The 14,469-nt window shown below is 38.2% G+C and carries 7 protein-coding genes; all 7 read left to right on the top strand.

Annotation, left to right across the window (positions count from 1 at the left end; all coding sequences use genetic code 11):
- The first annotated feature begins 6 nt into the window (after window positions 1–6).
- The 7 genes from HGJ18_RS04920 (at window position 7) to HGJ18_RS04890 (ending at window position 14,461) form a co-directional block, all read left to right on the top strand.
- A complete protein-coding gene (locus HGJ18_RS04920; RefSeq protein WP_253697976.1) occupies window positions 7–4,506 on the top strand; it encodes a 2-hydroxyacyl-CoA dehydratase in 4,500 nt (1,499 codons plus the stop codon).
- 75 nt (window positions 4,507–4,581) lie between these two features.
- On the top strand, window positions 4,582–5,226 hold the full coding sequence (locus HGJ18_RS04915; RefSeq protein ID WP_253697975.1) for a hypothetical protein: 645 nt from the start codon (window positions 4,582–4,584) through the stop codon (window positions 5,224–5,226).
- A gap of 17 nt (window positions 5,227–5,243) precedes the next feature.
- On the top strand, window positions 5,244–6,002 hold the full coding sequence (locus tag HGJ18_RS04910) for an ABC transporter ATP-binding protein (RefSeq protein ID WP_253697974.1): 759 nt from the start codon (window positions 5,244–5,246) through the stop codon (window positions 6,000–6,002).
- A gap of 14 nt (window positions 6,003–6,016) precedes the next feature.
- The gene (locus tag HGJ18_RS04905) at window positions 6,017–7,717 is read left to right on the top strand and encodes a hypothetical protein (protein WP_253697973.1); all 1,701 of its coding nucleotides are present in this window, start codon (window positions 6,017–6,019) and stop codon (window positions 7,715–7,717) included.
- 48 nt (window positions 7,718–7,765) lie between these two features.
- On the top strand, window positions 7,766–10,048 hold the full coding sequence (locus HGJ18_RS04900; protein WP_253697972.1) for a tetratricopeptide repeat protein: 2,283 nt from the start codon (window positions 7,766–7,768) through the stop codon (window positions 10,046–10,048).
- The gene (gene aroA / locus HGJ18_RS04895) at window positions 10,045–11,400 is read left to right on the top strand and encodes a 3-phosphoshikimate 1-carboxyvinyltransferase (protein WP_253697971.1); all 1,356 of its coding nucleotides are present in this window, start codon (window positions 10,045–10,047) and stop codon (window positions 11,398–11,400) included. The genes HGJ18_RS04900 and aroA overlap by 4 nt, the downstream gene beginning before the upstream one ends.
- 97 nt (window positions 11,401–11,497) lie before the next feature.
- On the top strand, window positions 11,498–14,461 hold the full coding sequence (locus HGJ18_RS04890; RefSeq protein WP_366793470.1) for a ligand-binding sensor domain-containing protein: 2,964 nt from the start codon (window positions 11,498–11,500) through the stop codon (window positions 14,459–14,461).
- The last annotated feature ends 8 nt before the right edge of the window (window positions 14,462–14,469 follow it).

The following is a 14,469-nucleotide window of genomic DNA, read 5'->3' as shown; positions in this document are numbered from 1 at the left end:
GGTGTTATGAATAAAGAGAGTGTGTTACGCTTTGGAATAGATGTCGGCTCGACTACAGTAAAGGTAGTTGTTTTGGAAACTGACGGAACGGTTTTGTTTAGTAAGTATCAAAGGCACAGGGCCGATATACGGACAACCATTATATCCGTGTGTGAGCTTGCCGTTGAAGCTGTCGAAAAAAAATACGGCGATGATGTAGAGCTCTCCCTCATCGTAACAGGTTCGGGAGGCCTTGCCGTATCGCACTGGCTTAACATTCCCTTTATTCAAGAGGTCGTAGCCTCTACCGCGGCTGTCCGTAAGATAATTCCTCAAACCGATGTTATTATAGAGCTCGGCGGTGAGGATGCGAAGATTACGTATTTTGAGCACGCAAATATTGAACAAAGAATGAACGGTACCTGTGCAGGCGGTACCGGCTCCTTTATAGACCAGATGGCAGCCCTCTTGGAAACCGATGCTCTTGGTTTAAATGAGCTTGCAAAAAATGCTCAAACCATCTACCCGATAGCCGCCCGCTGCGGGGTCTTTGCTAAAACCGATGTTCAGCCCCTTATAAACGAGGGTGCCAAAAGAGAGGACATAGCAGCGAGTATCTTTCAGGCTGTTGTAAGCCAGACTATTTCGGGTCTTGCCTGCGGTAAACCGATCCGAGGAAAGGTTGCTTTTTTAGGAGGCCCCTTACACTTTTTAGATCAGCTAAGGCATAGGTTTATCGAAACCTTAAAACTTAAAGATGACGAAATTATCACGCCTGAAAATTCCGAGCTCTTTGTAGCCATGGGGGCTGCCCTAAGTGCTGCAGGAGGTTCAATGCCTGCGGTATCAAGCTCTCCCTTTAAGCCGCAGGTTCAATTGGATCTAAAAAAGGCTCAATTTAAAACCTCCTTAAAAAAAGAAGAAAACAAAGCTCCTCTTATTTTTGAAGAAGAGCCCGCAGCTAAACCTCATTTTATAAAACTTTCTCAATTTAAAAAAGATATTTATAAGATAGCATCTTCAGAGATGACAGAGGTTCAGCGCCTTCCTCCTCTTTTTAAAAATGAAGAAGAACTTGAAAGTTTTAGAATAAGACACGCAAAGGAAATGGCGCCCTCAGCCGATATTTCTACTGCTTTGGGCCCCGTTTTTTTAGGGCTGGATGCAGGATCAACTACAACCAAGGCCGTTTTAATCGATGGGGACGGAAAAATCCTATGGCGTTTTTATGATGTAAATGCCGGAAACCCCGTAGAGCTTGCTGTAAGGGTTTTAAAAGACCTGTACAAAATCCTCCCTCCAAAGGCCTTTATAGCCCGATCCGTTTCTACAGGATATGGAGAAAGTCTTTTTCAGGCAGCTTTGGGTGTGGATGCCGGAGAGGTTGAAACAATAGCACACTACCGTGCCGCCGAATTCTTTTTGCCCGGAGTGGATTTCCTTTTGGATATAGGCGGTCAGGATATGAAATGTCTCCGCATGAAAAACGGAGCGATAAGTTCTATTCAATTAAATGAGGCCTGTTCCTCTGGCTGCGGAAGCTTTTTGGATAATTTTGCCCGCTCCCTCGGAATGAGCATAAGCGAGTTTGCAACCAAAGCCCTTCTTGCTGAAAAACCCGTAGATCTAGGTACCAGATGTACGGTCTTTATGAACAGCCGTGTTAAGCAGGCTCAAAAAGAAGGAGCCTCCGTAGGAGATATTTCTTCGGGCCTTTCATATTCCGTTATAAAGAATGCCCTCTTTAAGGTTATTAAATTGCGCGATGCCTCCGAGGTAGGAAGCAAGGTAATAGTGCAGGGCGGAACATTTAATAATGATGCGGTTTTGCGTGCCTTTGAGCTTGTTTCGGGAAGGCAAGCTGTCCGCCCGGATGTTGCTGGGCTTATGGGGGCTTATGGAGCCGCCTTAATTGCAAAAGACCAATGGCATGACCTTCAAGAAGAAAATCTTTTCGAAGGAAAAATAAGATCAAATATTGCCGATATGGAAGGCTTGGAAAATTTTAAGGTAAAGCTTGACTTATTACGCTGCCCCAAATGTCCCAACAACTGTCTTTTGACTGTAAATACCTTCGACATATCCGGAGTAAAACGCCGTTTTATCACGGGAAACAGGTGTGAAAGGGGTGCCGAGCTTGATAAGAACAGTGGCCTTGAAGAATGTTCATCTCAAGTTTCCGCTAAGGATCACGAAACCGTGAACAAAAAAGATATACCCAACCTCTTTGACTGGAAGTATAAGAGGCTTTTTAAATATAAGCCCATTCCTAAAAATGATGCACCCAGAGGCGAGATAGGAATTCCAAGGGTTTTAAACATGTACGAAAACTATCCGTTCTGGTTTACATTTTTTACGGAGCTTGGTTTTTCGGTTAGAATTTCCCCTCGCTCTACACGGGGAACTTATGAGATGGGGCTTGAGTCCATTCCTTCCGAATCGGTTTGTTATCCTGCAAAGATTGCCCACGGGCATATCGAAGCTCTATTAAAATTAGGAGTAAAAAATATTTTCTACCCCTGTATTCCGTATGAAAAAAAAGAAGATGAGGGAGCAGGAAACCATTATAACTGTCCCATTGTTACAAGCTATCCCGAAGTCTTAAAAAACAATATTGATGTTCTCAGGCAGGACGCAAATATAATTTATCTAAATCCATTTTTACCATATTACGATAAACACCGTTTAATGGACCGTCTTTATGAAGAATTGGGTACAAAGTTTTCGATAAGTTTGGAAGAGATAAGGAATGCCGTTAATGCTGCTTGGACTGAAGAAAATAATTTTAAAAGAGAAACGGAAGAAAAGGGCGAAGAAGCCTTACGCTTAATCAAGGAAAAAAATCTGAAAGGTATTGTGCTTGCAGGCCGCCCCTATCATATTGACCCTGAAATTAACCACGGCATTCCTGAGATGTTAAACGGCCTAGGCCTTGCGGTTTTGACTGAGGATTCTGTGGCTCACTTGGGAAAAATAGAGCGCCCCTTGCGTGTTGTGGATCAATGGAGCTATCACAACCGCTTATACAGGGCGGGAAATTTTACCTCAACTCAAGATGACTTGGAATTTATACAGCTTACCAGTTTCGGATGCGGCTTGGATGCGGTAACAGCGGATCAAGTGCAGGAGATAATAGAATCCAAGGGAAAAATGTATACACTCATAAAAATAGATGAGGGCTCTAATCTGGGTGCGGTAAGGATAAGGGTAAGAAGTCTTTTAGCTGCTGTCAAGGAAAGAAAAAGAAGTAAGCTTATTTTAAGCAAAAAATCGGCAGCTTATGAACGCATAGTTTTTTCAAAAGAGATGGAAAAACGGTATACCATTCTGGCGCCTCAAATGTCTCCCATTCATTTTGACCTTATAGGGGCCGCTATTTCTCATTCAGGTTATAACCTTGAGATCCTTACCGATATAGATCAGACTGCCGTTGAATACGGCTTAAAATATATAAATAATGATGCCTGCTATCCGGCAATCATAGTTGCAGGTCAGATGATAGCGGCTTTAAAATCCGGCCGTTATGATTTACGCACCACAGCTCTGGCTATTACCCAGACAGGGGGAGGCTGCCGGGCCACAAACTACATAGGCTTTATAAGGCGAGCCCTCATAGATGCAGGTTTGGGCTTTGTTCCGGTAATAGGTATAAGTGCCCAGTCCATCGAAAAAAATCCCGGCTTTAAATTGAAGCTCCCCGTTTTACACAGGGTGGCTCAAGCTATGTGTCTCGGCGACCTTTTAATGAGGGTGCTTTATCGTACACGTCCATACGAAAAAGTTCCCGGTTCTGCAAACGAAATATATAAAAAATATGCCGTCCTTATCAAGGATGCTATAAAAAAAATGTCGGCCGGAAAATATAAGGAGATCATAAACGGTATTGTACGCGAGTTCGATAATCTACCCTTAAAAAATATTAGAAAACCTCGTGTAGGTGTAGTAGGAGAAATATTGGTTAAATTCCATCCTGCCGCAAATAACGATATTTTCAGTACCATTGAAAGGGAAGGGGCGGAATGCGTTGTTCCCGATCTTTTAGATTTTTTCCTTTATTCTTCGATTTCGGGTATCTATCACAATACCTATCTTGATTATTCCCTAAAAAAGCGTTTGATTTCTAAGGCGACTATTTGGGTAATGGAAAGATACAGAAGGCCCATAAAAAAAGCCTTAAACAAGAGTAAGCGTTTTACTTCTCCTGAGAGTATATACAGATTAGCCGATTCGGTTGACGGAATTTTACAGCTGGGAAATGTTACCGGAGAGGGCTGGTTTTTAACTGCCGAAATGATAGAGCTCATTCATTCGGGCGTTTCAAATATTGCCTGCGTGCAGCCCTTTGCCTGCCTGCCTAATCATGTAACCGGAAAAGGTATGATAAAGGAATTGCGCCGTCGTTACCCCGAGGCAAATATCTCGGCCATCGACTTTGACCCCGGTGCCAGCGAAGTAAACCAGCTCAACCGTTTAAAACTCCTTCTCGCCAACGCAAAACCCGGCCTCCACCCGGATGAAACGAAGTGAGAATGAGGAAAGGAGATGTGCATTTTTCCCCTTCTTGACACTAAACTTTTTATTTTAGTATAATCCATAGTTATCATGGTAAGTGCTATCAAAAGGATAGCGTGCTATCAAAATGATAGCTATAAGGAGTTTGCTTTGACAAGAGATTTAGGAGTATTAAAAGGAATTTATCTTGCTCCTTACATGCAGGTTGCTACCGCCTTAATCGGAAAGGCCCGTCATGCAGGAGGCAATATGTTCCGGCATCAGGTAGATACTATGGCTATTCTTATAGACTATGGATACATCGACAGTGTTCTTTTAAAGGCTTCTTTAATCCATGATGTTATAGAAGATATCGAAGATTTTAATGTAAACGAAATTTTAAGTATTGATTCCGAATCGGGACAGGTTTATGAACTTGTTTTGGAAGTTACAAAGAAAAAAGGTCAAGAAAAAACCGAGTACCTAAAAAATATAATAAAAAACGGATCGGAAAAGGCTAAAATTTTAAAATGTGCCGACAGAATAAGCAATATGATAAGTTTAGGCTTCGTAACGGATTCCGAATTTATCGAACGCTATTGCAATGAAACCGAGCTCTATATTTTTCCTATAGCTTTGGAAGTTAATTTTGAAATGTACAAGGAGCTTATGGCCTTGGTGGTTTCCCGCAGGCAATATTTGGTTGAGTGCGGTTATCTTGAAGAAAGAGTAAAGAAAATGCGCAATGCAAGGTAAAGGGGGGTGGAGAATTTATGATTGAAATTTCAAATGTTTCAAAGGCCTACGGCTCTTCTAAAACAAAAGCTGTAGACTGTATTTCGGTAAACGTAAAAAACGGCGAAATCTTCGGTTTTTTGGGGCCGAACGGAGCCGGAAAAACAACTACAATTAAGATGATAACCGGAGTCCTTAATCCGGATTCAGGATCAATAATCGTTGACGGTGTAAATATAGCTGAAGATCCTATGGAAGCAAAGCGCAGGATAGGCTATGTTACCGATAACCCGGAGCTTTTTTCTCAGTTAAAAGCTGCAGAATACTTAAATTTTATAGGGGACGTTTATGGCGTTCCTGCCGATGTAAGACAAGAAAGAATAGAGAAATACACTAAACTTTTCGGAATAAATGAGGCCTTAAACGGGAGCATAGGAAGTTTTTCTCACGGAATGAAGCAAAAACTTTTGGTTACCGGAAGTCTCTTATCCGATCCTCCTGTTTGGATTTTGGATGAGCCCATGGTCGGCTTGGATCCTAAATCAGCCTTTTCCTTAAAAGAAATTATGAGAGAAAGAGCCGATGCCGGAAAGGTCGTTTTCTTTTCTACCCATGTTATGGAGGTCGCCGAAAAACTTTGCGACAGGCTTGCAATTATAAATGCCGGTAAAATTATGTTTGAAGGTTCTTTACAGGAATTACGCGAAAAAAGAGGAGAAAATGCTTCTCTTGAAAAGCTCTTTTTGGAACTTGTTGACGATAAACCTTCTTTTAATTTGGGAAACGGGAACGCTTAAGAGAGTTAAAAATTATGAAAGTTTTTTTTAGATTGGTTAAAATTTATTTGGCTTCTGTTTTTAACTTTAAAAATTTTAAGGCTCAAATTCAAAAAAGAAAAAAGAAGGGCGATCAAACCGTAACAAAAAATTCCAAGGCTAAGATGTTGGGAATGATAATCCTCTTTTTATTTGTTTTTGCGGAATTTTTATTTATCTTCGGCTTTTTGATTTTCGGTTTATATGGAACGGCAAAGGCCGTAAACAATATAAGCATTCTTTTTGAAGTAACGGCACTTCTGATCTCTTTTATTAGTCTTTTATTCGGGTCCATGCTTACTATTTCTACCTACTACATAGGCGAAATTGAAGAACAGTTTTTGTCTATGCCTATTAAGCCGCGTATCTTGTTTGCATCAAAATTTTTTGCAAACAGCGTTAATTCGCTCATTACATCTGTTGCTTTTTTTGCAGTTTTAATGGGAATTTACGGGTATATGGAATCTCCGCCCTTTATGTTTTATATATCGGCTGTCATCTGTGCTCTTGTAATTCCTCTGCCTATGATTTCCGTATGTTATTTTTTTAATATCCTTATTATGCGTTTTACTCGAGTTTTTAAAAATAAAAACGTTATAATGGCCTTAAACGGAATTTTAGGTATGGCTCTTGCCTTAGGTTTTAATTATATAATTCAATCGTCTTCGGGTTCCGATCCTGAAGCTCTTTATAAAATGGTTGAATCCAAAGCTGCCGCCTTTCAAACTTTCGGGTCATTCTACCCGCCGGTAAAACTTGTAGGTTATATTTTAAGTGAACCTTCTTCTGTTTTAAGCTTTTTATATATCCTATTGCTGGTTGCTTTTTGTGCAGCTCTTCCGGCCTTGGTTATAGGGTTTATGTCAAAACTTTATACGGAAAGCCTAATAGGTTTTAACGAAAAAAGTATAAAAAAGCTGGAAGCAAAACAGGTTTCAAGTTTTTTACATAAAAACATAAAAAAATCATCTCCCTTTATTGCTTATGTAAAAAGGGAATTTAGAATGATGAACCGTACTCCCGTTTATCTTTTAAACGGCCCCTTTTCAATTATATTTATGCCTATCTTGTTGATTGTTATAAGTATTGCAAAGGGATTAAACTTAAATAATATTCCTCCCAATATAATCGATTTTATGCAGGGAAATGCAGGATTTGTAATTACAGGCCTTGCAGCAGGCTTTTTAGGTTCAATGACCAACATCGCAGATACGGCTCTTTCAAGAGATGCAAAATTTATTCCTTTTATGAAGAGCTTACCGGTTGATATTGCGGTTTATATGTATGCTAAATTAGCCCATGCTATGATTTTTGCTCTTTTTGCCATAGTAATAGGTGTGGGGTTTGCAGGCTTTGTATTTAAATTCGGCCTTCTTCATATAGTTTTATCGTCTTTGGTAGCTCTTTGCTTTTCGGCCCTTGTAAACCTTGTTTCTTTATTTTTGGATACTGCCCATCCTAAACTTCATTGGGATAATCCTGTTGCGGCTATGAAGCAAAATACGAATGTGCTTTTTATTATGTTTTTTAATATGATTATTTTGGCTCTCTCCGCTGTTGTAGTATTTTTCAGTATGAATTCCTATCTTTGGCTTATCTTAATCTATTTTTGCGGTATACCTGCCGCTGTCTTTGCGGTTTTGATTAAGCCCTATGGAATATATGCAGAAAATAAAATTGCAAGTATTGAATTGTAATTACCTGCTAGACTAAAACGCGTTTTTTTTGTAATCTTTTAAAATATTATGGAAAGACTTAAATTATATTTTTCTTATTTTAAGAACAAGATTCTAAAAAAGTATGAGAGTAAAAAAGCTCAGTCGGTAATAGACACGGAAGAAATAAAAGAAGAAATATGGGAAGCCGATTTTTCTAAAAAGGAAAAAGCTCGTTTTATTGAAGAAACGGGAGACGGGTATCAATCCTTGTTTGAAGAAAACCTTGACGGTAAGCATTCCTATTCTTTGGAGCTAAAGCGTAAACATCTTTATGCTTGGGCCCTAAACCCTTTATTTAGATATAAGGACTTTGTGCTTGATGCCGAAATTGAGCTGCCTGTTTTTACCGATAACTTCTTTCCTGAAGAAAATACAAGTGCGGGCTATTGTGCTGCAGGATTTGTCTTTAGACACATAAGCGATAAGGCCTTTTATTCGCTTCTTATTTCCGACAAGGGATGGATAAGACTTGAGGCTGTTGTTAATTCTACTCCCATGCCCATTCTAGGCTGGACAAAGCCCTTAACCGATATCGATAGTTCAAAATTTAAAATAAAATTAATCTGTGCGGGAACAAGTATAACGGTTCTTGTAAACAATACTTGGTTAGGTAAATTCGAGTCCGATATTGTTCAGGCTGCCGGAAAAATAGGCTTTGCAGGGCAGAACTGGGAAACCCATCCTAAGGTAAAATTTTACTTAAACGAGTTTAAAATTATCTCTCAGTCTCTTCTTGTAGAAAATACCGATTCTGCCGCCAATAATCCTGATGCAATTTCTCCTGAAGCCTATATTAACCTTGCTTCGACCTATTATGCTATGGGGCAATATGTTGCCGCCATCTACCAAATAAAACAGGCATGGAAACTCCGTGAACCCGGCATTCAGGATCATATTTTAGCCGGAAGAATATATTTTGCCCAGCATTTAAATGAGGAGGCTGAAAAAGAATTTTTATCGGCCCTCGATATTGAACACGATAATTATGAAATAATGGCCGAGCTTGCCGGCCTATACTATCAATCCGGCAATATGAAAAAATTGGGAGATATTCTAAAAAGTATTCCGAATGACGAAATTGAAAAATCGGTACTTCTTTGCTCTTTAAAGGGGCATTTTTTAAATTCCCAAGGGAAACATGAAAAATCGGCAGCCTTTTATGCAAAGGCCTTTGAGCTAAAACCGGATCAGGGCTTATTAAAGTACAATGAAGCAAACGAGCTGAATCTTGCCGGAAAAACAGCTGAGGCTGTAGAAGCCTATACTGAGGCGGGGAAACTCTTTTTGGCTTCCGAAGAATATAACGAAATGGCCGATGTAATAAACGCCCTTGAGCGTATTGCTCCTGAGGATGAGCGTACCTGGGCCTTAAGCGGTAAATTCTATTATGCTTTAGACAATAAATGGGAAGCTAAGCTTAATTTTAAAAAACTATGTGATGCAAAGACGAGTGATTCTACAATATGGTATTTGTACGGCCTTCTTATTCATGATGAAAGACCTGAGGAAGCCGTCAAATTCTTTAAAAAGGCCTGTAAGCTTGGGCCTGAACACGGGCTTTATCATTTTCGCTTGGCGGAGGCCCTGTATTTAATAGGGGAGGACTGCTCTGTTCCTCTTTCGGAAGCTGAAGCCCTTGAACCTAATAACGGCTGGATTTTTAATTTAAAAGCTCTTTGTGCAATCGATGAAGATGCCTTTTTTGATGCTCAAATAGAAATTGAAAAGGCCCGAAAGATGCTCCCCGACGAGATAGTTATTTTGGAAAACTATGTTGAGATTATGCGTCTTCAGGGACGTTTAAAAGAATGTGCTCCTCTTTTTGACATTGAGGCGGGAACCGCCGATTTGGCTGCAGAAAGAAATAGGGCAGAGGCATTCTATATTTATGCAAATGCCTTGTTCTTTGCTGAGCAATATGATGAAGCCGATATTTGGTATCAAAAGGCATTAAAGCTTAAACCCGTAGATCCCGTTCTTCTAACCGATAAGGCTGAAAATTCCATAAAGATAGGCTATCTAAATGATGCTGACGGCCTTTTGGTTAAGGCTATGGATATAGAACCTACGGAAAGAATATACAGGCTTATTTCCCTTCTTGCAATAAAAAAAGGAGACCATGCCCGTGCAGAAGTCAGCTTAAGAAAGGCTATCGAAGAATTCGGTGAAAGCGAAGATCTTTTATTCGATCTTACAAACCTTTATATTCAGACAAACCGTAAAGAAAAGGCCAAGGAAACTATAAAGCTCTTAACAGACTGTGAAGATCAAGAACGCCTAAAGGAACTTAAAGCTCTTTTAAAAAAATGATTTTAAAGATTAAAAAATCAAAACCCGTATCTCCCATGCCCATTGAAGTACCTCCTTCAAAGAGCCATTCAATGAGGGCTCTTGTTTTGGCTGCATTTGCTGAAGGTCATTCCCAAATAAAAAATCTTCTGATGAGCGGAGACACTAAAACGGCTGTATCGGTATTTGAATCCTTAGGCGTAAAATTTAAAATAGAACAAAAAAATATATCCTCTGCCGATATAATCGTTTTTCCGCCGAAAGAAGGCTTAAAAAAAAGAATCGAAAAACAAAAGCAGATAAAAATAGATGCAGGAAATTCCGGCACTCTTTTTTACTTTTTAGGTTCCATTCTTTCTTTAATTTCTTCCGATTTTATTTTAACCGGAGATTCATCTATTTTAAAGCGTCCCGCGAAGCCTTTAATCGAAATTTATGAAGAGCTTGGTTTAAAATACGAATTTCTTGACGGTTTTGAAAGAGCTCCTATACGGGTTTTTGGAAAAGATTCTTCAATTAAAGGCCTTAAAGAAAAAAAACTCTGTCTTGAGGGAGATTTTTCACAGGTTATAAGCGGACTCTTGCTTGGAGCCGGTTTACTCGATTTTCCTTTACAAATAAATTTAAAAAGAGCAGGGGAACTTCCCTACTTAAAAATGACCCTCCATTGGCTTAAAACTTGCGGTATTAAATTTGATGTTTCGGACGATTTTAAAACTTTTAAAATTATAGGAAGTCAAAAAATTTTAGGTTTTTCGGCAGGCATTCCGGCCGACTGGTCCAGTGCTGCCTTTCCCATTGCCTTAGCTCTGATTACGGATTCAACTATCAGCATAAAGAATATAGATATAAATGATGTTCAAGGAGATGCGAGGATAGTAAAGCTCTTAAAAGAGATGAATGCGGACATCCGCTTTGAGGAGAAATCGCAAACCCTTAAAATTTTTCCTTCAAGTTTAAAGGGCGGAACCTTTGACTGTTCCGATATTCCCGATGCAGTTCCGGCTCTTTCGGCGATAGCCTGTTTTGCAAGGGGTGAAACCATTTTAAAAAATATAGAAATATGCCGCTATAAGGAATGTGACAGGCTTTCCGTAATTTCCTCAGAGTTAAAAAAACTTGGGGCGGATATTACGGAGGGAAGGGATTTTTTACGCATAATAGGAAATGCAGGTAAAAACCTAAGCCCCGCTTCAGTTGATTCTCATAAAGATCACCGCATAGCTATGATGCTTACTGTTACAGGTTTTGGTATCGATGATAAAAATGGGGCTTTATTTACCCTAAAAAACGCCGAGTGTTTCGATATAAGTTATCCATCCTTTTTGGAAGATCTAAAAAGGATGGGATTTAACATTAGTCAAAAGATATAAAGGTTTCGGTAATAAGCAGTTGACTTTTTCTATTTAATGTTTTAGACTTTTTAGGTGGCGTATTGATGTTTGATATAAGGGATTTCGGATGTATAATTTGCATAAGAAACTAATTCTTTTATTTTTTATTTTGATTACTTTTAATTTATCCGCTGATGAGGATGTTCTTGTTTTTTACTCTCAGCCTTCATCCATTGCATCCAAATTTGTTACCGGTATTTTGCAGGATTCATACGGCCGGATTTGGTTCGGTACTAAAGAAGGTTTGGCATATTATGACGGTATTAAATATAAAAATTACGAATATATTCCTTTTTCAAAAGATTCCATTCAGTCTTCGCAAATTCAATGTCTTTATAATGACCCTATAAAAGCAGAAAACGGAAGCGATGTGTTTTGGATAGGCACTTTTTACGGAGTTGAAAGGTTTAATGTCGATACGGAAACTTTTACCCATTTTGATATGACGAGTTCGGTTGTTCTCTGCTTTTTAAGGGATTCTCACGGCCGCTTATGGATCGGAACCTTGGACGGCTTGTACATACTAAATGAAGATGACGGTTCCGTTGTTAAATTTTCTCAAGCTTCCGAATTTTATATAGGAAACAACGGAATATCCCATATTTATGAAGACTCTGAAGGGCGGATATACGCATGTACACATGTGGGCTTATGGGAATATGATGAGCCCAATAAAAGATTTCGACGATCAAGGCTTTTTGAAAAAAATAGTGCGGTTACTGACTCAATTATTAATAATATTTTTGAAGAAGACGGAATATATTGGGTATCCGTTTGGGATACCGGACTATTTCGAATTGATCCTAAAAACGGAAAAAGAGACCTGTTTTCATTTTCAAACAACAAAATAACATGCCTATCAAACGAATTTTCTGATAATGTACTATTGATAGGAACTTGGGGCGGCGGCTTAATAAGTTTTGATAAAAATACATATTCTTATACCGAGTATACTTCAAAACAGCGTTCATATAATCTTTCAAACGATTTTATTTTTTCGATATATGTAGATACTTACAGCTCATTATGGGTCGGCACAAACGGAGGCGGAGTAAACATATATGATACTAAACGTATGTGGTCAAAAATAATATTGCCCCATGAAAATAAAATCGACGGCAGAGAAAATTCGGTTTCCGGTTTGACTAAGGATAAAAACGGAAACTTATGGATAAGTCTTTTAAATAACGGAATAACTTATTATGATTTAAGCACAGGAAAAAAGAAATACTATCGTTATTCCGAATCTAAAATTATTTCCAACTCCGTATTTAAATTTTACATAGATAAAAATGAGGATATATGGGTTGGTACGGATCTTGGGTTATGTAAGTACGATAAAAAAAAGGATACCTTTGTTGGAGTTAATCTATACAATGATAATATAATTGAAGACGGTGAAAGACTTATATACAGTATCATAAGCGATGATAACGGGTTTTTATGGATAGGTACTTATGATGGAGGCCTTATTAAATTTTCACCTTCATCCGGAATTCTTAAGCGATATAAAAATGATCCTAAAAATCCCAATAGTATATGCAGCAATCTTGTTTTTAGCCTGCTGATTGATTCTTATAAAAGACTTTGGGTAGGAACCAACAAGGGGCTTGCCGAGTATAAGCCTTCAACCGATGAATTCGCAATATACCGATATGATGTAAATAACAGAAAAGGTATTTCTTCAGACCGAATAACCTCATTATTTCAAGATATTTCCGATAAATTGTGGATTGGAACAAGTGACGGAGGAATTAACATATTCGATACCGAAAAAAAAGAAGCTTTGAATTATACTGCAAATGAGGGGCTCCCCGCAAACTTTATTATCGGTATGACCCATATGGATAATCACTCCATATGTGTTACTGCAATAAAAGGTATGACAATATTTAATAAAGATACTGAAATTATATACAGTTATACTTTATATAACCATGAAAGACGATTTACAACAGTTCCTATTATGATTGGAGATCAATGTTTTGTGGGAACACAAGAAGGTGTTTTAGGCATCGATATTAACTATCTTTTATCGTTTAAAAGACAAGAGGTTCCCGTAAAAATACGAACTATAGGTATAAACGGAAATCAGACTCCGGTATTTAAAATAGATCTTCAAAAAACTTATAAATATAAGTATTCCGAAAACAATATAAGCTTTGAGTTTTCATCGATGGATTTATCTCCTCTTTCAAGACCTTCTTATGTTTTTATGCTCGAAGGTTTTGATAAAAATTGGATTAATGCCAATATGAAAAATTATGTACAATATACTAATCTTAAACCGGGGAAATATACATTTAAAGTAAAGGATATTTCAAATCCATATCCTGAATCTGCATCTTTTACCTTTATTATAGAAAAACCTTTTTGGCTTTCGATGCCGATGATAGCCGTCTATATTTTAATTTTTGCAGGCTTAACTTTTTTAGCTTGCAGGATTAATAGGCTCTTTCAATATAAGATTGCCAATAAAAAACTTCAAGAAGAACAAAAAGACCTTATATCTGCAAATGAACAGCTTACGGTTTTATCTACGGTTGACGAATTAACAGGTGTAGGAAACAGGAGACTGCTAGATACAGTAGGTAAGGATCTTTGGCGTAGGGGATTGGATAATAAACAACCGATATCGTTAATAATGATAGATATAGATTTATTTAAACAATACAATGATCTGTATGGACATCAGGCCGGAGATAATGTGCTTAGAACTGTTGCTCAAACCTTACAAAAAAAACTTAGAGCAAAGCATGATTTTGTAGGAAGATACGGAGGAGAAGAATTCTTGGTTCTGCTTTATAATAGCTCTGCCTCCGAAACAATGAAGATAGCCGAAAAACTCCGTATTGAAATTAAAAATTTAAATATTGAACATTCGGCTGAAAAGGATAAGATCTTAACTATCAGTTTAGGTGCTTATACTTCCGTTCCTTCTAATGAACTTTCATATGAAACTATGCTTTCTTTTGCCGATTCTGCTCTTTATAAAGCTAAGGAAAGCGGAAGAGATATCTGCAAAATGTATACGGAGTAAGACTTATA

Origin of the sequence: Treponema denticola (assembly GCF_024181405.1) — a bacterium.
GTDB classification, from domain to species: domain Bacteria; phylum Spirochaetota; class Spirochaetia; order Treponematales; family Treponemataceae; genus Treponema_B; species Treponema_B denticola_D.
Note: the sequence above shows the minus strand (reverse complement) of the source record. Positions and strands in the feature narration are given on the sequence as shown.